Origin of the sequence: Ensifer sp. LC11, from assembly GCF_001695835.1 — a bacterium.
In the GTDB taxonomy this organism is placed as follows: domain Bacteria; phylum Pseudomonadota; class Alphaproteobacteria; order Rhizobiales; family Rhizobiaceae; genus Ensifer.
In genome coordinates this window covers 75590-100138 of record NZ_MBSO01000056.1, presented here as the reverse complement: position 1 = coordinate 100138, position 24549 = coordinate 75590, and the positions used below count along the sequence as shown (strand labels likewise).

General features: G+C 63.8%; 24 protein-coding genes. 16 read left to right on the top strand and 8 right to left on the bottom strand.

The genetic code is table 11. The features are described 5' to 3' along the window. Positions 1-117: 117 nt before the first annotated feature. Positions 118-1017, bottom strand: coding sequence for a transcriptional regulator GcvA (gcvA, locus tag BBX50_RS26025; RefSeq protein WP_065778179.1), 900 nt, complete (start codon positions 1015-1017; stop codon positions 118-120). A 106-nt stretch (positions 1018-1123) separates the two neighbouring features. Between gcvA and BBX50_RS26020 the strand changes: the two genes are divergently transcribed. From BBX50_RS26020 to BBX50_RS26010, 3 genes are all read left to right on the top strand, one after another. After that, positions 1124-1318: a hypothetical protein gene (locus BBX50_RS26020; protein WP_139108396.1), complete on the top strand. Its 195-nt coding sequence runs from the start codon at positions 1124-1126 to the stop codon at positions 1316-1318. 319 nt (positions 1319-1637) lie between these two features. Continuing rightward, entirely contained in the window at positions 1638-1844 is a 207-nt protein-coding gene (locus tag BBX50_RS26015) for a hypothetical protein (RefSeq protein ID WP_065778315.1), read from the top strand. A 46-nt stretch (positions 1845-1890) separates the two neighbouring features. After that, positions 1891-2493: a nitroreductase family protein gene (locus BBX50_RS26010; protein ID WP_065778177.1), complete on the top strand. Its 603-nt coding sequence runs from the start codon at positions 1891-1893 to the stop codon at positions 2491-2493. 53 nt (positions 2494-2546) lie between these two features. Here the strand turns inward: BBX50_RS26010 and BBX50_RS26005 are convergent, their stop codons facing one another. After that, a complete protein-coding gene (locus BBX50_RS26005) occupies positions 2547-2864 on the bottom strand; it encodes a potassium channel family protein (RefSeq protein ID WP_065778176.1) in 318 nt (105 codons plus the stop codon). Positions 2865-3180: 316 nt separating this feature from the next. Between BBX50_RS26005 and BBX50_RS26000 the strand changes: the two genes are divergently transcribed. Further along, positions 3181-4857, top strand: coding sequence for a SulP family inorganic anion transporter (locus tag BBX50_RS26000; RefSeq protein WP_065778175.1), 1677 nt, complete (start codon positions 3181-3183; stop codon positions 4855-4857). Between the two features lie 163 nt (positions 4858-5020). On the opposite strand, the gene BBX50_RS25995 is transcribed toward BBX50_RS26000, so the two are convergent. Continuing rightward, positions 5021-5455: a GFA family protein gene (locus BBX50_RS25995; RefSeq protein ID WP_065778174.1), complete on the bottom strand. Its 435-nt coding sequence runs from the start codon at positions 5453-5455 to the stop codon at positions 5021-5023. A gap of 318 nt (positions 5456-5773) precedes the next feature. Here BBX50_RS25995 and BBX50_RS25990 point away from each other — a divergent pair, with 318 nt between their 5' ends. From BBX50_RS25990 to BBX50_RS25945, 10 genes are all read left to right on the top strand, one after another. Next, positions 5774-6298, top strand: coding sequence for a sigma-70 family RNA polymerase sigma factor (locus tag BBX50_RS25990; protein ID WP_083213817.1), 525 nt, complete (start codon positions 5774-5776; stop codon positions 6296-6298). Next, on the top strand, positions 6295-7290 hold the full coding sequence (locus BBX50_RS25985) for a FecR family protein (protein ID WP_161490878.1): 996 nt from the start codon (positions 6295-6297) through the stop codon (positions 7288-7290). Before BBX50_RS25990 ends, BBX50_RS25985 begins: the two co-directional genes overlap by 4 nt. Positions 7291-7386: 96 nt before the next feature. Further along, positions 7387-9879 carry a TonB-dependent receptor gene (locus BBX50_RS25980; RefSeq protein ID WP_065778173.1) on the top strand — a complete coding sequence of 831 codons (2493 nt, stop codon included), beginning with the start codon at positions 7387-7389 and terminating at the stop codon, positions 9877-9879. 314 nt (positions 9880-10193) lie between these two features. Beyond that, the gene (locus tag BBX50_RS25975; protein WP_065778172.1) at positions 10194-11330 is read left to right on the top strand and encodes a transporter substrate-binding protein; all 1137 of its coding nucleotides are present in this window, start codon (positions 10194-10196) and stop codon (positions 11328-11330) included. Continuing rightward, the gene (locus BBX50_RS25970) at positions 11327-11908 is read left to right on the top strand and encodes an ANTAR domain-containing protein (protein WP_065778171.1); all 582 of its coding nucleotides are present in this window, start codon (positions 11327-11329) and stop codon (positions 11906-11908) included. The genes BBX50_RS25975 and BBX50_RS25970 overlap by 4 nt, the downstream gene beginning before the upstream one ends. Next, positions 11908-12756 carry an ABC transporter permease gene (locus tag BBX50_RS25965; RefSeq protein ID WP_065778170.1) on the top strand — a complete coding sequence of 283 codons (849 nt, stop codon included), beginning with the start codon at positions 11908-11910 and terminating at the stop codon, positions 12754-12756. Before BBX50_RS25970 ends, BBX50_RS25965 begins: the two co-directional genes overlap by 1 nt. 1 nt (position 12757) lies before the next feature. After that, positions 12758-13678, top strand: coding sequence for an ABC transporter permease (locus BBX50_RS25960; protein WP_065778169.1), 921 nt, complete (start codon positions 12758-12760; stop codon positions 13676-13678). 75 nt (positions 13679-13753) lie between these two features. After that, positions 13754-15373, top strand: a complete 1620-nt coding sequence (locus tag BBX50_RS25955; protein WP_065778168.1) for an ABC transporter substrate-binding protein — start codon at positions 13754-13756, stop codon at positions 15371-15373. Positions 15374-15432: 59 nt separating this feature from the next. Further along, complete coding sequence (locus BBX50_RS25950) at positions 15433-16377, top strand: acetamidase/formamidase family protein (protein WP_065778167.1); 945 nt, start codon at positions 15433-15435, stop codon at positions 16375-16377. Next, positions 16377-18044, top strand: coding sequence for an ABC transporter ATP-binding protein (locus BBX50_RS25945; protein ID WP_065778166.1), 1668 nt, complete (start codon positions 16377-16379; stop codon positions 18042-18044). The genes BBX50_RS25950 and BBX50_RS25945 overlap by 1 nt, the downstream gene beginning before the upstream one ends. Before the next feature lie 85 nt (positions 18045-18129). On the opposite strand, the gene BBX50_RS25940 is transcribed toward BBX50_RS25945, so the two are convergent. Next, positions 18130-19497 (bottom strand): ATP-binding protein, encoded by a 1368-nt coding sequence (locus BBX50_RS25940; RefSeq protein ID WP_065778165.1) that lies wholly within the window; start codon positions 19495-19497, stop codon positions 18130-18132. Further along, the gene (locus tag BBX50_RS25935; RefSeq protein ID WP_065778164.1) at positions 19497-20156 is read right to left on the bottom strand and encodes a response regulator transcription factor; all 660 of its coding nucleotides are present in this window, start codon (positions 20154-20156) and stop codon (positions 19497-19499) included. The genes BBX50_RS25940 and BBX50_RS25935 overlap by 1 nt, the downstream gene beginning before the upstream one ends. A gap of 114 nt (positions 20157-20270) precedes the next feature. Here BBX50_RS25935 and BBX50_RS25930 point away from each other — a divergent pair, with 114 nt between their 5' ends. Together BBX50_RS25930 and BBX50_RS25925 are read left to right on the top strand one after the other, a co-directional pair. Further along, a complete protein-coding gene (locus tag BBX50_RS25930; RefSeq protein WP_065778312.1) occupies positions 20271-21029 on the top strand; it encodes a L,D-transpeptidase in 759 nt (252 codons plus the stop codon). A 186-nt stretch (positions 21030-21215) separates the two neighbouring features. Further along, a complete protein-coding gene (locus BBX50_RS25925; RefSeq protein ID WP_065778163.1) occupies positions 21216-21932 on the top strand; it encodes a L,D-transpeptidase in 717 nt (238 codons plus the stop codon). Between the two features lie 48 nt (positions 21933-21980). On the opposite strand, the gene BBX50_RS25920 is transcribed toward BBX50_RS25925, so the two are convergent. The 3 genes from BBX50_RS25920 to BBX50_RS25910 all read right to left on the bottom strand — a co-directional run bounded on the left by BBX50_RS25920 (position 21981) and on the right by BBX50_RS25910 (position 24454). Next, a complete protein-coding gene (locus tag BBX50_RS25920; protein ID WP_083213819.1) occupies positions 21981-22793 on the bottom strand; it encodes a L,D-transpeptidase in 813 nt (270 codons plus the stop codon). Positions 22794-22875: 82 nt separating this feature from the next. Then, positions 22876-23865, bottom strand: coding sequence for a murein L,D-transpeptidase family protein (locus BBX50_RS25915; RefSeq protein WP_139108401.1), 990 nt, complete (start codon positions 23863-23865; stop codon positions 22876-22878). A gap of 334 nt (positions 23866-24199) precedes the next feature. Continuing rightward, positions 24200-24454, bottom strand: coding sequence for a hypothetical protein (locus BBX50_RS25910; RefSeq protein WP_065778162.1), 255 nt, complete (start codon positions 24452-24454; stop codon positions 24200-24202). Between the last annotated feature and the right edge of the window lie 95 nt (positions 24455-24549).

The window sequence follows — 24549 nt, the reverse complement described above, 5'->3', positions numbered from 1 at the left end:
TTTTCTCCCGGACGCCTCGTCTGGGAGCTCAACTCCTCATCACGCTTCCGGGTTCCGGAGGCAAGCCAAAAATCCTCTGCGCGAACCAACGATGCAGGCGCGGGGCGTGGTCACGCCTCAGCTCGACGATGCCGCAAGCTCGCCGAGGATCCATTGCCGGAAGGCGCTGATCTTCGGCGAATTCCGCCGCGTCTCCGGATAGACAAGCCAATAGGCGTGGTCGTCGTTGCAGAGAAGGTCGAAAGGTTGGACGAGGCGCCCGTCCGCCAGTTCGGCGGCGAAAAAGGCCGGTGTCAGGATTGCGACACCCTGGCCGGCCGCCGCCGCATTGCCCTCGTAAACCTGGGCGCCCATGCTGCTGCCCGGCCGGCTGGCAAGCCCTTCCACCGACACATCAGCGGCCTTGAACCACTTCGCCCACCAGGGGTCGGCGGTATCGAGCAGCGGTAGGCGCAGGAGATCGGCCGGCTCCTTTATCCCGCCGATGCTCGCCGCCAGGCTTGGGCTGAGCATCGGGGTGAAATCGGCATCGATGAGCCGGTGAGCAGCAAGCCCCGGCCAATCTCCGCTGCCCGAGCGAATGCCGATGTCCACTTCTTCGCGGGTAAAGTCGACCAGATGCGGTTCCGTCTGAAGTCGGACGGCCAGGGAAGGGTGGGCGATCTGGAAGGATCCGAGGCGCCGCGCCAGCCAGTTGGAGGCAAAGGTTGCGATCGTGCTGATCACAAGCGTTCCCTGGGCACCGCCGCGCGCCGCGACGTAAGCTTCGCTCAGCTGTTCGAAGGCTTGCGTGACGGCCGGCGCCAGCCGCTGCCCTACCTCCGTCAGGGCGATCTGGCGCGGCCGGCGCAGGAACAGCGGCGCTCCGACCCGATCCTCGAGAACCTTGATCTGATAGCTGACCGCGGCCTGGGTCATGCCGAGCTCGTTTGCGGCCTTGGTGAAGCTTGCGTGCCGGGCCACGGCCTCAAAGACGCGCATGGCCGTCAATGGCGGAAGGGGAAGTGTCTTATGCATTAATTGGCCTTATGCATGATACGCGATATTCGATTGGAAGGTGATGCTGTTCATAACCACTTTCAAGGTGCGTCCATTAGACGGACTGATGAAGAGGATGACAGCTATGACAACCATTCAAGTACGTAGTTTTTCGTCGACAAACGATTTTTCTGCGCGTTCGTGGCTGGCGCTTTTGTTTACCCGCAAGCGCCCAGCATCCGAGGTCGTCGACGTCAGGGATCTGTCGGATCACCTGAAGCGGGACATGGGTTTCCTTGATGGCAACCGCCCCGATGTGAAGAACGTCCGTTCCATTTGACACTTTCAACCCGGGCGCGCCTCCCATCGCCCGGGTTCACCATCGCCGTATGGCGCCAACGCCGGGCATCCTGGCTCTCTCTCTCTCTCTCTTTCTCTCTCTCTCTCTCTCTCTCAACCGGCCTTGCGCGCCGCAGCGAAGTGAAGAGAAGGCGAAGCAGTTTTCCACATCCGGCCCGTTCTTTGGGTCGGTATTCCTTTAATCTACTATTTGAGTAGATAATCTGAGGAGGCTCGGCTGCGGCCGGGTAGGGCATGGATAACGGCCCTGTGGCCGGCGCACCCCGCGCAGGCTACCTGCGATGAGGTCTGAAATGAGCATGCTGCGGCAATATGAGCGTTTGAGCGCGATCCGGGAGGTCCTGCAGGGCCGGTTGGAGCTTCATGAGGCACGCGACTGTTTCGGTTTCGATGAAATCGAGGACGGCACGGTCAATGAACTGCGGGACCGTATCGCCGAACTTTCCGACGAGATTTCGACCCTGAGAAGTCGTTGCGACCGGTATGAGAGTTTCGGCCGCCAGTGACCACCCTGAATGGCGGCAGGATGCCGTCGATGAATGGAATTTCAAGATGACGTTGCATGTGAATTCACGGATTGCGGATCACGTGATCAATCCGCTCTTCCTCGAACGCTGGTCGCCGCGGGCCTATTCCGGCGCAGAGATCTCCAAGGCCGAGCTGTTCGAAATCCTTGAAGCTGCGCGCTGGGCGCCGTCGGCCTACAACGCCCAGCCGTGGCATTTTGTCTATGCGCGCCGCGGCGAAGAGGGCTGGGACAGGCTTCTCGGGCTCTTGAACGAGTTCAACCGCAGCTGGGCGCAACAGGCTTCGGCCCTGATCTTCGTGCTGTCGAAGACCTCTTTGCTGCCGCCCGGTGCCAGCAAAGAGGTGCCTTCCTACACCCATTCCTTCGATGCGGGTGCCGCCTGGGGCGCGCTTGCTCTGCAGGCGGCGCATTCCGGCTGGCAGGCTCACGGCATGGCCGGCCTCGACTATGACCGTGCTCGCACCGAGCTTGAGGTTCCCGAGAGCTACCGGATCGAGGCGGCCGTTGCGATCGGTCGGCCCGGCGACAAGACGCAGCTTCCCGAAGCCTTGCAGCAGCGCGAGCAGCCGAGTCCGCGCAAGGCGCTGTCCGAGATCGTTTCCGAAGGCCGGTTCGTGGCGGGTTGAGTTGTGGGTGTGCCGGAGAGGGGAGGGGAACGTCCGCTCCCGCTCCGCGGTCTTCAGCGTTCGCTCGCGTCGTCCCTGTTCGTTGCGTTCAAGGCATGGACGCTGACCGCCGCGACAAGGCCCGTGAGTACAATACCGGAAAAGCCGATGACGAGCGCCAGCAGCCGGGCGCTTAGATGTTTCGGTGTAATGTCGCCGTAGCCGATCGTAAGTCCGGTAACGAAGGTGAAGTAGAGCGCCTCGTCGAGCCGCCAGCCTTCTATGCGCCCGATGACAATTCCACATCCGGCCATCACGATGAGGATCGCCGAGAAGATCGGCCACAGCACGCGCAATTGCTGGTAGAGGTTGGAGAAAAACCGGCGTCTCATCCGCCTCGAATGGGCTCTGCCACGTGTCTCCGCCACGCAATTCTCCTTCTGCTTGGACGGGAGGAATTGTCATAGCACCACATCCCGCACAGCCGCGATGAGGAAGCCCGGATTTCCGCCCTGGCAGCCGACATCTTCTCTCGGCCTACCCCCGGATATTTCAAGATAGCGGCAAGTCAAGCAGGCCGCCAGCATCGGTGCCGGCAGGTGACGTGCCGCCCTCGATATCGGGCCGCGATCATTCCTTGCAACGGCTCGGACCCGATGTTATCGCTTATGATAACTTTATGATATTCCTGCCGGAGAACGCATCCGGATGGCATCGAACGAGCACCCGTTTGTCGGCGACGATCGCGGCCTTGCTGTAGGTTTCCGCCTGGATGTGATTGCGGGGCTGACAGCTGCCGCCGTGGTGCTTCCCAAGGCCATGGCCTATGCCACGGTTGCCGGTCTTCCCGTCAGCATCGGCCTCTACACCGCCTTCGTGCCAATGATCGTCTATGCGTTGCTCGGCACGTCGAGGGTGCTGAGCGTCTCGTCGACGACAACCCTTGCCATCCTCGCCGGCACGCAGCTCGGACTTGCCGTCCCCGATGGCGATCCGGGCAAGCTGATCACGGCAACGGCGACGCTTGCCGCGCTAACCGGCGTGCTTCTGGTGCTTGCGTCGGTGCTACGCTTCGGATTTGTCGCCAACTTCATTTCGTCGCCGGTCCTGATCGGCTTCAAGGCCGGTATCGGTCTCGTCATCGTGCTTGACCAGGTGCCGAAGCTGCTCGGCCTTCACATCGCCAAGGAAGGCTTCTTTCGCGACATTCTCAGCATCGTCGGCCACCTCCCCGATACATCCTTTCTGACCCTTGCGATCGGCGCCGTGGCGCTGGTGGCACTTCTGGCGTTGGAACGGCTCTGGCCGCATTCGCCAGCACCGCTCCTGGCGGTGGCCGCGGGTATTGCGCTTTCCTGGTTTGCCGGCTTGGAGGCGCTGGGGGTCTCTACCGTCGGCTTCATTCCGCGCTCGCTGCCCTCGATCACCCTGCCAAGCCTCAGCCTAGCGCAGGAGCTTCTGCCTGGCGCGCTCGGGATCGCGCTGATGAGCTTCACCGAAACCATTGCCGCCGGCCGGGCCTTCGCCGCTCCGTCCGACCCGCCGATCCGGCCCAATCGCGAGTTGCTTGCGACGGGTGCTGCGAACCTCGCCGGTGGGTTCTTCGGCGCAATGAGCGCCGGTGGCGGCACGTCACAGACGGCGGTCGTTCGCGCCGTTGGCGGCCATTCGCAAGTGGCATCGCTCGTCACGGCGGCCGCTGCGGCCGCCACCATGCTGGTGCTGGCGCCACTGCTCGGCCTGTTGCCGCAGGCGGTTCTTGCGGCGATCGTGATCGTCTACTCGGTCGGCCTCATCAGGCCCGCGGATTTCTGGTCCGTCCGCAAGGGCCGGCGGATGGAGTTCCAGTGGGCGCTTGCCGCCTTCCTCGGCGTGCTTTTCTTCGGCACGCTCCAGGGCATCATCGTCGCGATCATCCTTTCGTTCATAGGGCTTGCGCGCCAGGCGGCGTCGGCGAAGGTCTATGTGGTCGGCCGCAAGCGCGGGACCGACCGGCTGCGACCGCTGTCGGCCGACCATCCGGATGACGAAACCTTTGAGGGCCTGCTGATCCTCAGGCCGGAAGGGCGCCTGTTCTTCGCCAACGCCCAGCAGGTCGCCGATCAGGCGCAGGCGCTTGTGGCCAAGCAAAAGCCGCGGGTTCTTGTGCTCGACATGAGCCGGGTCTTCGACATCGAGTACTCTGCGCTCCAGATGATGATGGAAGGCGAGCGTCGTATCAGCGAACACGGGGTGACCGTCTGGCTGGCTGAGCTGAACCCGGACGTGCTCGCCTATGTGCGCGCATCGGGATTTGCCGATCAGCTCGGCCCCGATCGCCTGTTCGCCAACACGCGCACCGCTCTGCAGCGCTATCTGGCAAGCACTGCTCCAGCTCAGGCTTAGAGCGCCGTGCGTTCAACTGAACGCACCAAGGACACTCAAGCACTTTGACTCCAGAGCATCTCTCCGCCTCACGTGTCGACTTGGGAGCGGGATGCTCGGGAGCAAGTCCAGGAAAAGTGTGAAGCGGTTTTCCGTTCGGAATGCGTCGGTTCAAAGAGCGAGCTCACTCGGCCATCAGTTCTCCCGTGCCGCCGAAGGCGGGCGGGAAGTCGCGATACTTCGGCAGGCCGTCCTTCATCGGCAGCACCGTTTCCTGATAGTTGACATGCAGCATGGGCTTGAACGCGAGCTGCGGGAGCACGGCCGCATAGACATCGGTCACGCCCCAGAGCGGATGCTCGTTGAGAAGATGCCCGCCGCAGGCCTTGCACCACTTGCGTACGCTTGTCGCGGTCTTCTGATAGCCGATGAAATTGTCGGCGCCTTTGGCGATCTTGACTTTATCCGGCGGCCAGAGCGTGAAGGCATTGACCGGTCCCGCTGACCAGCTGCGGCAGGAGGCGCAGTGGCAATAGCCCATGGCGGCCGGGTCGCCGCTCACTTCGATCTCGACTGCGCCGCAGAAGCACTTTCCGTTGTAGCTGCCGTTCGCTGCCATGATTTCCTCCTTCCGGTTCAAGTTGTCCGGAGATCAGGTCCTCGCGGATGACCGGTGTGAATGACACTTCAGCATGTCCCTCCTGTTTCTGAGGTCAACGGCATCCTTTCGGGCGGTGGCGCCGAGCAGCCGGCATCGAAGTCTGCTGCCATCGAAGCAGGGAAGACATGTCTTCAAAATAAAAGATGAGTATTATGCTCATATTTATTGTGCGTACCGCGAGGACGCGCTAATGAACGCCGGCGCCGGCGCATCTGCCCGCGCCCTCTCGTCCATCTTCGTTCCGCCGACGGTTCCGGATCGGCCCTGAAAACAACCATGCCAGAGAAATCAGCTTCGCATTTGATGCTCGACGACGCGATCGTGGCCTACTACGACGAGCTTTGCGCGATGACGCGCCGGCGCGGTCACACGCCGGCAACGGCAAACGACGTCGTTCACGAGCTCTACGTTCGGCTGGTGGACCGGCGCACGGCGCTTGAAGGCAAGTCTTCGCTGAGGGCGTTTCTGCGTCGCGCCTGCGCCAATCTCGGCATCGACCGGCTGCGACGCGATCGCTTTGAGCTCAAGCTTTTCTCCGGCAGCGAAGAGGAGGCCCTGGCTGTCGCCAGCGATGTCGCCGCTCCTGACGCCAACGTCGATCTTCGCCGCCGGCTCTCGATCCTCAAGAGGGCGATCATGGAAATGTCGCTGCAGCGACGGCGTGTGTTTCTCGCCAGCCGCATCGGCAACCTCACCTCGGATGAAATCGCCATGCGCACCGGCATCAGCCGCAACATGGTCGACCGGCATCTTCGCAAGGCCTATCTGCATTGCCTCGACCGGCTGGAGGAGGCGTTGTGACCGCGCCCGACGGACGGCCTGCACCAGCCGGAGGCACGCTTGAACGCGGCCGCAAGGCGCGTGACAAGCGGGTGCGCGAGCAAGCGGTGGACTGGCTGGTCCGCCTGACGGGAGACCCCGAGGATGAAGAGCTGCGTGTCGCCTTCGAACGCTGGCGGGCGCAAGACCCTGCGCATGCCGAGGTTTTTGCGCGCGCCCAACGGGCGGTCGGCGATGCCACCCTGTTGATCAAACGCGAACCGGAGTTTGCGCAAAGGGCGGTGAAGGCGACCGGAAACCGGCGGAAGACCATGGCATCGCTTGCAGCCATGGTCATCGTCGGCGGCGGCGTCTTTCTTGCGCTCGACGGCGCGATGTGGATGCGGGCAGACGTCATCGCCGGCAAGGGCGAAAGACCAATCCTCACGCTTGACGATGGCTCGACGCTGCAGCTCAACGCCCAATCGGCTGTCGCCTATGCGTTCACCCCAGGCGAACGGCGGATCGTGCTGTTGCGCGGCGAGGCGTTCGTCCAGGTCGCGGCCGATAAAGACAGGCCTTTCGTCGTCGAAGCCGGAGGGGGCACAACGACTGCACTGGGGACCGCTTTCGACGTCAACCTGACCGACGACGGCACCAGCGTAACGGTTCTCGAACATGCGGTGTCGGTTGCAACAGACATCGCGGAACCGCCGCGTCGCGTCGAGGTCAACGAGCAGGTGAGCTACAACCACCGGGGCAGGCTTGGCGATATCATGCCGGTCGATCCCCTGTTGGCGGCCGCCTGGCGCGACGGCCGGCTCGTCTTCGACGAGCGCACCATCGCGTCCGTCGTCGAGGAAATCGGGCGGTATGTTCCGGGGAAGATCCTGATCGCCGATGCTGCCATCGGCGCCAGACGAGTGTCCGGCAGCTTCGATCTTTCCGATCCCGTCAGAGCACTGCAGGGGCTTGCCGAAGCCTTCGACGTCAAGGTCACCCGGATCGGGCCCTACGTCACGATCCTGCGCTAAAAAAACGTCACGCGAGGTGTCCCTGAACCGGCACCTCGTTCGTCCAGAAACCAGACCCGGCCCTTTCTCGGCCATCTCTCATTGTCTGGGACCATCATGCCATATTCGAACAAGACCGGCACACGCCGTCATTCCGCTATTTTCAACCTGCTGATGGCAGGGACCGTGTTTGCCCTGGCAACCACCGGCGCCTTCGCTCAGAATGCATCGCTGCATCACGTCGATGTGCCCGCCGGCAGGTTGACTGCCGCCGTCAACCGTCTGGCGAGCCAGCTCAAGCTTCAGGTCGTGTTCGATAGCTCGGTCGCATCAGGCGTGAGCACGTCAGGCCTTTCCGGCGAGATGACGGCGGACGAGGCGCTCGCGCGGCTGTTGACCGGCACCGGCGTCCGCTATCGCTTCGTCGACGGCGCGACGGTGAAGCTGATGGGCGCAACCGAAGCAACGGCACCGGTAGAGGGTGACGGCACGAAGTTGGCGCCGATCGTCGCTCGCAGTGATGCCAGGCGCGGCGACCGCGCGCCGAATGTTGCCGTTCTCGACGCCGAGGACATCGAAAAGGCGCAGGCGTCGAGCCTTCCGGAACTGCTGCAGAAGACGCCCGGCGTGTCGATGGGCGGTGGCGTGCGCATCGAAGGACAGACGCTCGCCATCCGCGGCTTCGCCCGGCAGTCGGATGTCCGCATCATCCTCGACGGCGCGCCGAAGAATTTCGAGAAGTACGACCAGGGCACGGTCTTCATCGAGCCCGAATTGCTGAAGCGCGTCGAGATCGAAAAGGGTGCAACCTCGGTGCGTTACGGCAATGGCGGCTTCGGCGGCACGGTGCTGATGGAAACCAAGGATGCGGCCGACATGTTGCGGCCGGGCGAAGAATGGGGTGTCTGGGCCAAGTCCGGTTTCCAGAGCGCCAACAAGCAGTTTCTCGAAACCGGCGCGCTTTACGGACAATCGGATTTCGGCGGTCCCATCACCTACGATGGCCTTCTGGCGGCGACCTGGCGCAAGAGCGGCGACATGCGCGTCGGCGGCGGCGAGATCTACAACTACTCCAACTCGAAGCTGACCACTCTGCTTGCCAATGTCGGCGCCGAATATGACGGCCACGAGATCAGGGGCACGGTCGCCTATGGCCAGAACGACAATTGGGGGCCTGTGGCCGCCATCCGCGGCCAGTCGGCGCCCTCGGAATTCAACATCGACCGTTACGGCTACAAGGAAGCGATGCGCCGGCTTCTCACCTGGCGCGAGATCGAGGATTTCACCTCGACGCTGACCTATAGCTATGCGGGCGACAGCGACCTGGTGAACTACCGCATGATGGCGAGCTTCTCGTCGACCAGCCAGCATGCGACGCGGCCCGACATTTTAGGGCTCAATCCGAGCGCATCCGTCGGCGGCTACGAAAACGATGCCGCCTATACCGATATCAAATTTGAAGCGGAGAATACCTCCAACTTCACGCTTGGCGGCCTGTCGCACAGCCTGAACTACGGCGTGCAATATCTCGACCATGACCGCGACATCTGGATGTACGACATCGCCAACCGCACCCAGGCACAGTACAATTACGGCTATTACGCCCCCTGGTTCATGCCCGAAGGTACGCAGAAGACCTTTGCCGCCTTCGTTCGCGACCGGATCGAGCTGACCGACACGGTCGCCGTGACGCCAGGTCTGCGCTATGACCACGTGCGCTCCAAGGGCGTGCCGAACCAGGCGCCACGCTTCAACAATCCGCTGGCCGGCCACGACTATTCCGCCGTCTCGCACCAGGGCGTGACGCCGGCGGTCAGCCTGTCATGGGAGGCGACGCCTTCGGTGCGGTTCTTTGCCGACTGGGCCTATGCGATGCGGGTGCCCAACATCGACGAACTCTATTCGACGCAGAGCGCGCTCACCAAGGCTTCCGGCACCAGCCGGGACATGGAGGTCGAGCGCAACAGCACCTTCAACCTTGGCGTCGACCTGAGCTTCAACGACGTGCTGACGACCGATGACATGCTGTCGACACGCATCTCGGCCTACAACAACCATGTCTCCAACCCGGTGACGCGCCGGTTCGGCACGGCCAACCTTGCTGGTGTGACCGGCAATGTGCCGTTCTACTGGAACACGCCGTCCTACGATATCAGGGGCATCGAGTGGCAAGCGCATTACGAGACCGAGCGCACGTTTGCCGATCTCGGCGTGTCCTGGATGACGGGCGAGCGCACCGGAGCCGTCAACAACATTTGGGGACCCGACACCTACATCAACGATCTGGCGCCGCTGACCGTGATCGCCGCCGCCGGGATCAAGGTGCCGGATCGCGACCTTTCTTTTGGCTGGACGGGCACCTTCGTCGACGACCAGAACCGCACGCCCTACAATCAGGGCGGACAGACCTATGCCCGTCCGCCGAGCGCCGGCTATGCGGTGCACGGCCTCTTCCTCGATTGGACGCCGACATCGGGTTTCATGGAAGGCGGCGAAGTGCATCTCGCCGTCGACAACATCTTCGACAAGTACTACGAGCCCTATCTCAGCGACGGGATTTCGGCGATGCCGGGCCGGAACTTCAAGATCGCGATCAGCCGCAAGTTCTAATTTAGCTGGAATCTGAACCCGACCGGCCCTGCACGCGGGCCGGTCGCCAGACTTGCGCTCGCCTCGCCGGGAGTAGGGGTGCCCGTGGTTGCTGCGACCTGCCAGTTTCCATGTACAAAGTTGCGCAGAATAGGCTCGCTGCTTGCCAATCCTTGCTTGACAGCGTCCGGCTGCCCGTATCTTAATCATGCTCTCAGATTGAGCAGCATCAATCCCTTTCACATGACCTCGATGGTCGACGGGCAGCTTGGCCCCATGATCCCCCCATCCATGATGGGTGCGGCGTCATGGGGTTTTTGGTTTTTGGCGGGTACATGAGCGACGCGATAAAGATCGGCATCCTCTATTCGACAACCGGGCCCTATGGGGCGATGGGGCGCGACTGCCGCGACGGCGCGGAATTGGCGATCGAGGATATCGCCGCCGCTCATCCCGGCCGGATCGAACCGGTCTTCGTCGATCCCGAAGCCAATATCGACCGCTATCTCGAAGGCGCCCGGTCGCTGCTGCGCGATCACGGCTGCCGCCACATCATCGGCACCATCACCTCGCTCGCCCGAAAGGAAGTCATTCCGCTCGTCGAAAAGCACGACGGCCTGCTCTGGTACATGTGCCCCTACGAGGGCTTCGAGGCCAATGACAACGTGATCTACACGGGCGGTTGCCCGAACCAGCATCTGCTGCCCTTGCTCGACTATCTGCTGCCGCGCTTCGGCAACCGCCCCTATCTGGTCGGCGCCAACTATGTCTGGGGTTGGGAAATGAACCGGCTGGCGCGCGAACTCGTGGAAGAGGCCTGCGGCGCCATCCTTGGCGAACGCTACCTGCCGCTCGAGGAAACCGCGGTCGAGCGCATCGTCGCCGAAATCGAGCAGCGGCGGCCGAGTTTCATCCTCAACAATCTCGTCGGTCCCTCGAGCTACGCCTTTCATGCGGCCATCCGGGCGCTCGCCGAGCGCGATCCGGCGTTCCGTCCGGAAAATTGCCCCGTCGTCAGTTGCGACCTGCAGGAATGCGAGCTGACCGATATCGGTCTCGGCGTTGCAACCGGCCAGCTCTGTGCCGCCGCCTATTTCGACACCGTGGTTTCGCCCGCCAATGCCGCGTTCAAGCTGCGCGTCGCCAGGCGGTTTGGTCCAGGCCGACGCATTTCGAGCCTGTTTGCCAGCGCCTATGCCTCGGTCGAGCTCTGCGCCGAAGCGATCATCGAGGCGGGCGACGATGATCCTGCCGCGATCGTGCACCGCGTTACGTCGGTGGCGCGACCGAGCGTGCTCGGCCCGCTCAGGATCGATCCGCAGACCCATCACGCGGCACTGCCGTTCCATCTCGGTCGCATTAGCGACGACGGCGGTTTCGACATCGTCACCTCGCAGCCGTCGATCGTCGCCGACCCCTACCTGACCGGCCAGCGCAAGCGCAAGGCGCCCCAATTGCGGATCGTCTCATGAGGGAAACACCGAACTTCACCGGCTGGCGCGCGACGATCCTGCACCGCGAAGATCAAACGACCGAACGCCTCGTCCGGCAGCTCCGGCTCTTCGGGTTCGAGGTCACAGTCCAGTGGCAGCCGCTCGATGAGCGCCACCTGCCCGAGATCATCCTGGTCGACGCCGACCAGGGCTGGAGCGGGCTCCTGCCCTGGAAGGATGAGCAAGCTCCGCGGCCGTTGATCGCCCTGCTCGGCTCGGAAGCGCCGGGGCGCGTCGCCTGGGCCATGGGACAGGGGGCGGCGGCGATCCTCGCCAAGCCCTTGGCGTCCTCGGCGGTCTACCCGGCCCTGGTCATGGCAGTCGGGGTTCATCAGGAACGTCGCGCCGTCGCCGACAAGATCGCGCATCTCGAAGAACGGGTGCGGATGCGCCCGCTCGTGCACGCCGCGGTGCAAAAAATCGGGCAGGCCTGCCATGTCGACGAGGAGCGGGCCTACGGCATCCTGCGCAATTGCGCGATGAAAAAGCGTCTGTCGATGGAGCAGGTCGCCGGCTCCATCCTCGGCGGCGCCGAGCCGTTGCCGGAGGCCGGCTGATGCATGTGCTGAAATCCATGATCAGGCAGCCGGCAGCGCTGTTCGGCCTCGTCGTCGTCGCGCTGGTCGTTTTGCTCGCTTTGGCAGCGCCCCTTGTTGCCCCCTATAGCCCGGATGAACAGATGTTCGACGGCTTGACGCTCGAAGGGGCGCCGTTGCCGCCAAGCGCGCAGTTCCTGCTCGGCACCGACGCGCTCGGCCGTGATCTCCTGTCCCGACTGCTCTACGGCGCACGCACCTCGCTCGTCATCGGCCTCGTCGCCAATGGTATCGCTGTTACGATCGGTCTCCTGATCGGCATTCTCTCGGGCTACATGCGCGGGCTCGTCGGCAATGCGCTGATGCGCTTCACCGACCTGATGATGGCCTTTCCGGCACTGCTGCTTGCGATCGTGCTTGCCGCTCTCCTTCGCCCGAGCCTTTGGATCGTCGCGATGGTCATCGCGCTCGTCAACTGGGTGCAGGTCGCCCGCATCGTCTATACCGAAACGCGCGGCCTCGTCGAACGCGACTTCATCCTGGCCGAGCGCTCGCTCGGTGCCGGTCACGGCCGCATCCTGTTTTACCACATCCTGCCGCATCTCATCCCGACGGCGATCGTCTGGGGTACGCTCGGCATCGCAACGACGGTGCTGCTGGAGGCGACGCTTTCCTTCCTCGGCATCGGCGTTCAGCCGCCGACCCCCTCCTGGGGCAACATCATCTTTGAGAGCCAAAGCTATTTCCAGGCCGCACCCTGGCTGGTCTTCATCCCCGGCGCCGTCATCCTCTTGACCGCGCTGTCCTTCAATCTGGTCGGCGATGCGCTGCGCGACCTTCTCGATCCGACACAGCGCGGGAGGGGCTGAGATGGCATTCCTTCTGCTGCGCCGTCTCGTCCAGACCGCGCTCATTCTCCTCGGCGTTGCGGCCATCACCTTCCTGCTGCTCTATGCGCTTCCTGCCGATCCTGCCCGCATGATCGCCGGGCGCAGTGCGACGGCACAGACGGTCGCCAATATCCGCCGCGAACTCGGGCTCGACCAGCCGCTGCTCGTGCAGTTCTGGACCTATCTGCAAGGTCTCGTGCAGGGTGATCTCGGGCGCTCCTACGCGCAGAAGACCGATGTCGGCGCGCTGATTGCGGCGCGCCTGCCGGCAACGCTGATCCTGATGGCCGCCGGCATCTTCGTCGAAGTGCTGCTCGGCATCGCCCTTGGCGTCCTCGCGGCTGTCCGGCGGGGCGGTTTTATCGATCGGTTGGTGATGATGGCATCCTTCGTCGGGGTGTCGGCGCCGCAGTTTGTCGCTGCCCTGCTGCTCCTCTACGTTTTTGCCGTCACGCTTGCCTGGTTCCCGATGAGCGGCTTTGGCACCTTCGCCCATGTGGTGCTGCCCGCCCTGACGCTCGGCATCCTCGGCGCTGGCTGGTATGCGCGCATGGTGCGCTCGGCGATGATCGACGTGCTCAATCAGGACTATGTGCGCACGGCGCGCGCCAAGGGCCTGTCCTCGTTTCGCATCGTCTTCCGCCATGCGCTTCCCAACGCGCTTTTGCCCGTCGTCGCGATGATCGGCATCGATATCGGCCAGTTCATGAGCGGCGTTGTCGTCGTCGAGGCGGTCTACGGCTGGCCGGGCATCGGCCAGCTCGCCTGGCAGGCGATCCAGCAGGTCGACATTCCAATCATCATGGGGGTGACGCTCGTTTCGGCGCTCGCAATCGTCATCGGCAATCTCATCGCCGATCTCGTCGCGCCGCTCATCGATCCGCGCATTCGCGCCCGCTAGGAGTTGGCACCGAAAACTGCTTCGCACTTTTCCGGAAAAGCTCATTTCGCACAGCAACCAAAAAGGGGAACAACAATGTTCAAAAGCTGGCTTCGAACTTCAACTGTCGCCGCAGCGCTCGCTCTGTCACCGTTCACTGTGCTGGCGCAGGATTCGCCGAAACAGGGCGGCGAGATCGTCATCACCTACAAGGACGACATTGCCACGCTCGATCCTGCCATCGGCTACGACTGGGTCAACTGGTCGATGATCAAGAGCCTGTTCTCGCGGCTGATGGACTACAAGCCCGGCACCACCGAACTGGTGCCGTCCTTGGCCGAGAGCTTCGAGGTCGCGCCCGACGGCCTCACCTATACTTTCAAGCTGCGCAAGAGCGTCAAATTCACCAACGGCCGTGAAATCGTCGCATCGGATGTGAAGTACTCGATCGAGCGCGCGGTCGACCCGAAAACACAAGGGCCGGGTGCCGGCTTCTTCGGCGCGATCAAGGGCTTTGACGATCTGTCGGGCGGCAAGGCGACGACGCTCGAAGGCATCGAGGCGCCGGACGATGCGACCGTGGTCTTCCGCCTGTCGCGTCCGGACGCCACCTTCCTGCACGTGCTCGCAGTCAACTTCGCCTCGGTCGTGCCGAAGGAAGCGGTCGAGGCGGCCGCCGGCGATTTCGGCAAGAAGCCTGTCGGCTCGGGCACTTTCATCCTCAAGGACTGGACCGTCGGCCAGAGCCTGACCTTCGAGCGCAACCCCGACTATTTCGTCAAGGACATGCCGCATATCGACAAGTTCACCGTCGAGGTCGGCCAGGAGCCGCTGGTGGCACTCCTGCGGCTGCAGAAGGGCGAGATCGATATCGCCGGTGACGGCATTCCGCCGGCAAAGTTCCTCGAAATCAAGAACTCGGCCGAAGGTGCCGAGATCATCGTCGACGGCCAGCAGCTGCACACCGGCTATGTCACGCTCAACACCAAGGTGAAGCCCTTCGACGACGTCAAGGTGCGCCAGGCGGTCAACATGGCGATCAACAAGGAGCGCATCACCCGCATCCTCAACGGCCGGGCGACGGCCGCCAACCAGCCGCTGCCGCCGCTGATGCCGGGTTATGACAAGGCGTTCCCCGGCTATGCCTATGATGTCGAAAAGGCAAAGGCACTCCTCGCCGACGCTGGTCATGCCGACGGTTTCGAGACGGTGCTCTATTCGACCAACACCGATCCGCAGCCGCGCATTGCCCAGGCGATCCAGCAGGATCTGGCTGCCATCGGCATCAAGGCGGAAGTCCGCGCTCTCGCCCAGGCCAATGTGATCGCCGCCGGCGGTACGGAAGGCGAAGCGCCGATGATCTGGTCGGGTGGCATGGCCTGGATTGCCGACTTCCCGGATCCGTCCAACTTCTACGGGCCCATCCTCGGTTGCTCCGGCGCCGTCCAGGGCGGCTGGAACTGGTCGTGGTACTGCAACGAGGCGCTCGACAAGCGCGCGGTTGCAGCTGATTCCATGTCCGATCCGGCACAGGCGGCCGAGCGCCAGGCGGAGTGGGGCAAGATCTTCACCGACATCATGGCCGATGCGCCCTGGGTTCCCGTCACCAACGAGCGTCGCGTCGTCGCCAAGTCGCCGCGCATGGGCGGCGACGGCGACATCTATGTCGATCCCACTCGGGTGATCAATTACGACGCCATCTTCGTGAAGCAATAAGCGTCGGGCTCCCCGGGCGCGTCTCCGGGGAGCCTTTTCTTAGGTTTGGGAGAGAGTACATGTGCGTTGCCTGCACACACACCATTCACCGCGCCAAGCACCATTTCGGCTGGAACCGCGATTTCGAGCCGACGCTGATCGCCAAGCCCGGGGAGACCATCCACTTCGAATGCCTGGATTCCTCCGGCGGGCAGCTCGGAGCCGGCTCGACGCTCGAAACGCTGGCTTCGCTCGATTTCGAGAAAATCAATCCGGTGACGGGGCCGGTCTATGTCGAAGGGGCAAAGCCTGGCGATGCGCTGAAGGTCACGATCCGCCGCTTCATCCCCTCGGGTGTGGGCTGGACCGCCAACATTCCGGGCTTCGGGCTGCTTGCCGACCAGTTCACCGATCCGGCCCTGCACATGTGGTCCTATGACGCCAGCACGATGGCGCCGGCGCTTTATGGTCCGGGCGGCCGCGTGCCGCTGAAGCCTTTCGCCGGCACGATCGGCGTCGCGCCGGCAGAACCCGGCCTGCACTCGGTGGTGCCGCCGCGCCGGGTTGGCGGCAATCTCGACATTCGCGACCTCACGTCAGGCGTCACGCTCTATCTGCCTGTTGAAGTGGAGGGCGCGCTGTTTTCGATCGGCGACACCCACGCGGCGCAAGGCGACGGCGAAGTCTGCGGCACGGCCATCGAAAGCCAGATGGAGGTCGAAGCGACGATCGAACTCGTCAAGGATGCGCGTCTCGTCAGCCCGCGCTTCACCACGCCGGGGCCGGTGACCCGTCATCTCGACACGGCCGGCTACGAGGTGACGACCGGCATCGGCCCGGACCTGATGACCGGCGCCCGCGAGAGCCTGATGCGCATGATCGACCTGCTCGGCGCCGAACACGGTCTGAGCCCGGTCGATGCCTATCTGCTGTGCTCGGTCTGCGGCGATCTCCGCATCAGCGAGATCGTCGACCAGCCGAACTGGGTGGTTTCCTTCTACTTCCCGAGGATCGTCTTTTCGTGATGACAGCTACACCCGTGCTCAGCATCGACGGGCTCTCGGTCGATGCGCTGACACCTGAGGGACCGCGGCGGGTCCTCGATGCGGTCAGCTTCGACCTTTTGAGCGGGGAAACGCTCTGCATCGCCGGCGAGAGCGGGTCCGGGAAATCCGTGACCTCGCTTGCCGTCATGGGGCTCTTGCCGAAGACGTCGCTGCGGATCGCCTCCGGCAGTATCAGGCTTCAGGGGCGCGAACTCTCGAAGCTTTCGAACAGCGCGATGCGCAGCGTGCGCGGCGGCGATGTTGCCATGGTCTTCCAGGAGCCGATGACATCGCTCAATCCGGTCATGTCGATCGGCGAGCAGCTGACCGAGGCGATCCGCGAACATCAGGGGTCGGAGGGGACGACGGCCGGCGCGGTCGCGTTGCGCATGCTCGACGCGGTGCACATCACCGAACCTGCCCGGCGGTTGACGCAATATCCGCATGAGCTTTCCGGTGGCATGCGGCAGCGCGTGATGATCGCCATGGCGCTCTCCTGCCGTCCCAAGGTGCTGATCGCCGATGAGCCGACCACCGCGCTTGATGTCACCGTCCAGGCGCAGATCCTGACGCTGATGAAGGAGCTGAAACAGGAATTCGGCGCCTCCATCATCCTGATCACCCACGACATGGGCGTCGTGGCGCAGATGGCTGATCGCGTGGTGATCATGCAGCAGGGCCGCGTCATCGAACAGGGCGATGTCTCGCCGATCTTTCGCGCGCCGCGCGAGCGCTACACGCAGGATCTGCTCGCCGCCGTGCCGCGGCTGGGGGCGCATGCCGGCACCGACGGTCCGCCACGCGTCGGCCCGGCGACGGCAACGCCTTTCACGCCGGTCAGCGGGCCTGTCCTGTCGGTCCGCGACCTTGTTGTCCACTATGGCAAGAAACCCACTGGCTTGCTCGGCGGGAAGAAACAGACGGCCGCGGTCAGCGACGTCTCCTTCGACATCTTCCCGGGCGAAACGCTGGGTCTCGTTGGTGAAAGCGGGTCAGGCAAGTCGACGACCGGCAAGGCCGTGCTCGGCCTCATCCCCTTCAGTGGTGATGTCACGATCGACGGCCAGGATATCGGGGCGCTTTCGCAGCGCCAGATGCGGCCGGTGCGCCGGTCGGCGCAGATGATCTTCCAGGATCCCTACGCTTCGCTCGATCCGCGCATGGCGGTCGGCGCCGCGATCGCCGAGCCGCTCGTCATCCACGGCATCGGCAACCGGAGCGAACGCACCGATCGCGTCGCCGAACTGCTGCGCCGCGTCGGCCTTCAGCCCGACGCCGCCAGCCGCTATCCGCACGAGTTCTCCGGCGGACAGCGGCAGCGCATCTGCATCGCCCGCGCGCTTGCGGTCAATCCGAAGCTGATCGTCGCCGACGAAAGCGTGGCGGCGCTCGACGTCTCGGTTCGCGCCCGCGTGCTCGACCTGATGCTCGAACTGCAGGAGACGATGGGTCTCGCCTATCTTTTCGTCTCGCACGACATGGCGGTGATCGAACGCATGTCGCACCATGTCGCCGTCATGCGCGGCGGCCGGATCGTCGAGATGGGAACGCGCCGCGCTGTTTTCGAGGATCCGCAGGACGCCTATACCAAAGCGTTGATGGCGGCGGTGCCGCTACCGGACCCGGCGATGAGAAAGAGCGCCTAGAGCGGGATGAGGAAAACTGCGCGCGGCAATCAGCCGGCATCCCGCTCTAACTGACGTGAAACAATCGTGATCGAGGGGCAGCTGCTCACTGCACGAGGGCTTGCGGCAATACGATGCGGGCGGACAGCCCGCCTCCAGGGCGATTGCACAGTTCGAGATCCGCACCGGCGCGATCGAGCGCCCGCTCGACGATGCTGAGGCCCAGTCCGCTTCCGGCCGATGTCTTGAAGCGACCGCGGAAGAAGCGCTCGGTCACGTGCGCCATCTCCTCGTCGGGGATGCCGGGCCCCATGTCGTTAATGGTGATGACGAGGCTTCCGGCATCCAGCTCACAGGTGCAGTTGACAGTTGCGCCAGGCGGCGAATGGTTGATGGCGTTTTCCAGGAGGTTGCGCGCCGCCAGCCGGAAAAGGTCCGGGTCCATGCCGATCTTCAGATCGAAAAGCCGCCGGTCGATGGCGACGTCGACCCGGTGAGCCTGGCCGGCGAGCTCGGTCCGCAGACCCGCCAGTATGTCGCCGACATTGACGGTTCCCACGGGCTTGGCGCTCTCGGAGGCCTCGACCGAAGCGATATCGAGCAATTGCCGCACCAGCTTGCCGGTGCGGTCGACGCCGGCGACGATCTGGCCGAGCGCCTTTTCACGGGTCGCACCGTCGTCGCTGGCCAGAGCAACCTGGGCCTGGGTCTTCAGGCCGGCAAGCGGCGTGCGCAGTTCGTGGGCGGCAAAGGCGATGAAGTTCTGTTCGCGTTCGCGCGCGCCGGCGACACGGGCAAAGAGGCCGTTCAGCGATTTCAGCACCGGGCTGATCTCGCGTGTCGTGCCGATATCTTCGATCGCGTGCAGGTCCGAGGCCTCGCGTCTTTCGAGGTCGCCGGCGAGCTTTCTCAGCGGCGCCAGTCCGCGCCCGACGCTGAGCCAGATCAAGACGGCGAGCAGCGGGATGATCAACAGGGCCGGGAATAACAACCCCTTCACCAGATCGTTGACCAGCCGGTCGCGGATGCGCAGGTTGTCGCCGACGAGCACGCGTACGCCAAGCCCGGCATTTTCGACGGCAAAGACCCGCCAAGTCTCGCCGTTGATGACGGTTTCGGAAAACCCGGTCGCGTGGGCAGCGAGCGTCGCATCGGGGGCACTGTCTGACTTGCCGATCAGCGTGCCGTCCAGCGACCAGATCTGACAGGAGAGCTGGCGGTCGTAGTGCGGGTGATCGAGAACCGGGATCTTCATCGCGCTCTGTGCCGGCCGGTCCTTGTCGCCGCCCTCCGGCATCATGTCCTGGCTGACGATCAGCGAGTTCACCATGCGCGCCGCCTCCATCAGCCGCGCGTCGAGCACCCGTTCGACCTCGGCGCGGGTGCTGAGGAAAATCCAGACCGTCGCCGACAACCAGAGCAGGCCGGTCGTGATCAGCAGGATGGCAAAGAGCCTGGTGCGCAGCGACCGCATCAGCCGCCGCCCAGCCGATAGCCGATGCCCCGGACGGTCTCGATCAAGCCGGGGCCGAGTTTGTTACGCAGGTGATGGATGTGCACTTCGACGGCGTTGCTCTCGATTTCCTCCTGCCAGCCATAGAGCTTGTCCTCCAGCTTGGCCTTGGAGAAGATGACGCCCGGATGCGCCATCAGCATGTGCAGGATCGAATATTCGCGCCGCGAGAGCTGCACCGGCTTGCCCGCCTGCTCCACCGATTGCCGGGCCGGGTCGAGTTTCAGCGTCGACCATTCGAGTGCTGCGGTCGCGCGGCCATACGACCGTCGCGCCAGCGCCCGCAGCCGTGCGGCGACCTCGTCCAGATCGAAGGGCTTGCCGAGGTAATCGTCCGCGCCCGTATCGAGGCCGGCCACCCGGTCGCGAACGGTATCGCGGGCGGTCAGAAGCAGCACCGGGACATCGTTCTGGCCGGCGCGCAGGTCGCGCAGGATATCGAGGCCGGAACCATCCGGCAGCATGAGGTCGAGCACGACAGCGTCGAAACCGTTGGCGGCAAGCGCCGTTGCCGCCGCATCGCAGCTGCCGACGGCATCGGTGGTAAAGCCGGCGAGCGCCAGGCCGACCTTCAAGCCGTCGCGCAGGATATCGTCGTCTTCGACGATCAGGATCCGCATTGCTTTTCCTCACATTTTTGAGAGCGGAACTCTTGGATCCCTCCCTTAAGGCAGCCTTAAGGTAGGACTTCCCTGAAGGCGGCATTGCAACAATCGAATCGTTGAATGCCCGATATGACCGAACCAAACGAGCTTTCTTCACCTGCGGCCGATCACAAGAGCGGCATCACGCTCACCCGCCGCAGCCTTTTCGTCGGTGCCGCATCGCTCTTCGTCACCGGCTGTGCGACCACGCGCCCGACGCCCGCGGTGGTGCCGGTGGCGGCGACACCCGTTCGCCCCGCCGCCGGGTCGACCGTACCGCCGATGTACTATGCGATGCCGGACGAAGAGTTTCCGATCCCCGAGGTCAAAATCGCCGAGGTGGATCCGAAGTTCTGGCGGCAGGAGGTGGACTATCCGACCGATGAGAAGCCGGGCACGCTGATCGTCGATACGCCGGCGAAGTATCTCTATCACGTGCTGCCCGGCGGGCGGGCCATGCGCTACGGCATCGGCGTCGGCCGCGAAGGCTTTGCCTGGTCGGGACGGGCGATCGTCGCCTACAAGCGCAAATGGCCGCGCTGGACGCCGCCCGACGAAATGGTGGCGCGCCAGCCGAAACTCGCCCCCTACAGCATCGCCAATGGCGGCATGCCGCCGGGGATAAAGAACCCGCTCGGAGCCCGTGCGCTCTACATCCACAAGGACGGCCGGGACACGCTCTACCGCATCCACGGCAGTCCCGAGGCGCACTCGATCGGCAAGGCGGTCTCATCGGGCTGCATCCGCCTGCTCAATCAGGACGTCGTCTACCTCCATGATCAGGTCCGCGACGGCAGCGCCATCGTCGTCATTCCGGATCCGGCCAAGGGCGATCTGGCGGTCGGATAGGGTGGTGATGACGAGCAGCGCGGGAATTCTGCAACACTGTCCGATCGAGTGGCCGCGGCCGCAATCGATCCACGTCAAAGAATGGTTTTCACCACATTTCGGTCACGGTTCGGCCCAACAGCCTTGGGCCTCCCCTCGGACCGTTTCCCACCGAAATCTCCAACCTGGAATAGAATTAAAGTGTCGATGAATTTGTCCCGCCGGTCGCTGCTCGCGGTGATCGCCAGCTCTGTCTTGAGCGCCTGCACGCAGATCCCGAAACCCGAACCGAAGCCGAAGCTGATCGAGCCGATCACGGGCGACGGCGGTTCGCCGGAAAAGGCTGCGGATGCGGCGGGTGTCCCGACGAAGACCTTCGATTACGCAAAGGTCTACGCACCGGTGAAGGACGAAGGCTACGACGTTCCAGGCGTCCAGTATACGGAGATCAAGCCGCAGTTCCTGCGCCAGGAAGTGGCCTATGCCACGAATGAGCCGCCCTATTCGATCGTCGTCGATACCCAGACGATGTTCCTCTACTACGTGCTGCCGGGCGGCCGCGCCATCCGCTACGGCGTCGGTCTCGGCGCTGCGGGTCGCGCCTGGAAGGGACGCGCCGTGGTGCACTGGAAGCGCAAATGGCCGCGCTGGACCGTGCCTGACGACATGGTCGCGCGCCAGCCGCACCTCAAGAAATACGGCATCGATGCCGGCGGCATGGACCCGGGCCTCGACAACCCGCTCGGCGCGCGCGCCATGTACATCTTCCAGGATGGCCAGGATACGCTTTATCGCATTCACGGCTCGCCGCAGTGGCGCTCGATCGGCAAGAACGCGTCAGCCGGCTGCGTGCGCATGCTGCAGCAGGACGCGATCGATCTCTATGATCGCGTCAGAGGCAAGACGCCGCTGCTCGTCCTGTGATGGGCGACAGTTTGGCGTAATTTCCCAGCCTTTGCCGGACGGATTGCTTTACAGCGGCTGTGGAAGCGGCAGTCCGTCCGGTCCCATCTGCATATAGTCCGGCGACTGCGGCAGCGGCTGTGCTTCCGGCTGGACCTGTGGCTGCGATTGCACCATGCCGCCGCCCGAGAGGTCGGTAACGACGATCGGCGTGCCGTTCGGCACGCGGTTGTAGAGATCGACGACGTCCTGGTTGATCATGCGCACGCAACCCGACGACACCGACTTGCCGATCGTCCACCATTCCGGCGAGCCGTGAATGCGGTAGAGCGTGTCCTCGCCGTTCTGGAAGATGTACATGGCGCGGGCGCCGAGCGGATTCCTGAGGCCTGGATCCATGCCGCCGGCGTCGATGCTGTATTGCTGCAGCTCCGGCTGGCGCGCCACCATCTCGTTCGGCGGGTTCCAGCGCGGCCATTCGCGTTTGTACTGGATGACGCCGCGGCCGGCCCAGGCAAAGCCCGCACGCCCGAGCCCGACGCCATAGCGCATCGCCTGGCCGTTTTCGTAGACCCGATAGAGAAAATGGCCGCCGACGTCGACGACCAGCGTTCCCGGCTTCTCGCCGGTCGGATCGGCCACCATCTGGCGGTAGAAGCGGGGCTCGATCTTCTCGTAGGGAATGGCCGGCAGCGGATAGGGTTCGTTCGGCTTCTCGCCATACATGTCCGAGAGGACGGTGTTGCCGCCGTAGGCGACCGGCTCCGGCGCGTAGGTGCGCATCACGGTTGGGCGGCTCGAGGCACAGCCCGCAAGCCCGGCGACCGCAAACCCGGCGGAGAGTTGCAGGAAGGTGCGGCGGCGGATTTCTCGTTCAGGCATGGAACCCTCGATCGCCCTCGTATTCGCTCGTGGCAACGCGCTCGACCGGGATGCCGATTGCGTGTCTCCAGCCGAGGAGCGATCACAGGCCGGCGTAGGGGTCTGCCAGTGCCGCTTCGGGTCGGCTGATAGGATACTTAGTTCCCGAGATCTTTGCGGCCAGCTTTTCCGCGCCGTTTTTCTCGAGAAGCGTCCGGAAACTCGGATGCATGCCACCGTCGACATAGGCGTTGAGCGGGGCCGGCGTCTGGTTTGCCATCAGGCCGGCGAGCTTCGCGTCTTCCGATTGCAGCTTCGCGACGAGACCGACGTCCGGCGTCGACAGCGCCGGAGGGCAGGCGGCGAGCGGATCGGTCGGCTCGCCATTGGCGAACTCGGTGTTGAAGACATAGCGGCGACCGCAGGCCGAAACCTTCGGTTGGCGCTTCGTCGCTTCGAAGATATCGTAGCCCTGCTTGATGTTCTTCCAGAAGTCGAAATTCGGATCGCCGCGATGCTTGGCCATGTTCTGCGCCGTCATGCGGAACGGATAGGCCTGCACCTGGAAGGTGCCCTGGCCGCCGGCAAGCGCGCGCTGGACGACGGAGTAGATCTCGCCGACGCCCTGATCGGTCAAGGCGTAGCAGCCTGACGACGAGCAGGCGCCATGCACCATCAGCGCTTCGCCGGTATAGCCGAGCGCCGATTCCAGCCGGTTCGGGTATCCGAGGTTAAACGACAGGAAATATTGCGATTTCGGGTTCAGCATGCCGGCGGAGACATGATAGAAGCCTTCCGGCGCCTGGCGGTCGCCCGACTTCATCTTCGGTCCGAGCTTTCCCGACCAGCGGCACATGGGGTAGGTCTTCAAGAGCGCGTACTGACCTCGGCTGTTCTGCTTCCAGACCTCCAGTTCGCTTTCCTGTTTGAAGATGCGCACCAGCACCGGGCTTTCCGGCTTGCTTCCGTTCTTCGCCATCGCCGCAATCAACTTGGCCGGGATCGGCGGAGGCTCGCGCACGTCGTCGGCATCGAGCGCCATGCAGCCCGACAGCGCAAGCGCCACCGCGCCGATCGCCACAGCATGCCGCATCCGCCGCAGTTGCGCGAAAACCTTGCCTGCATAGGGCGTATCGGAAGAAGGGCTCTTTGTCGTCTCGCGCCGCATGCGGGCTCCTGGAAAATGCTTTGCCGCCAAGCATCCTTCATGCGGCGTGGGTGTCGGCAGTCTGCAAATCAACGTGCAGCGGCCGGCTCAACTTCAGCGATTAAGCGGTGGCGCCTGCGGCCGCAAGCCTTCGCCGCGGGCCCTTACGATCAACAAAACTTGAACGCGCGTCCGCGCCTAGCTGCCCGCTGATTGGGTCGATGTTGAGACAAGATGGTGAAATTTTTCTCAACGCGGACGCAAAGGGGGCACTGATGCGTCAGTCCCGCGGCTCGCTGCCAGGGGCATAGACGGTCTTCTGCTTGAACGCAAAGATGTTGCCGCAGCGGCAACGGATCATGTGCTTGGCGGGGTCGGAAGAGGTGCGCTCGGTCGAAAAACCCTTGGGCATGACATCGATGAGAAAGCCGCGATTGCTGCCCTTCGCCTTGTCATTTTCCGACGCTTCGGCGAAGCCGGCGGACCCGCATTTCGCGCATTCCAGTTTTCTCGAATAACGATCCCGCGATGCCATTTTCTATCACACTCGACAGCGCCGCCGCGGACATTCGATGCGACGGCCACTTGGTTGCCTGGAGCTCCGAATTATAGGAGGCGACCTTTGGGTTC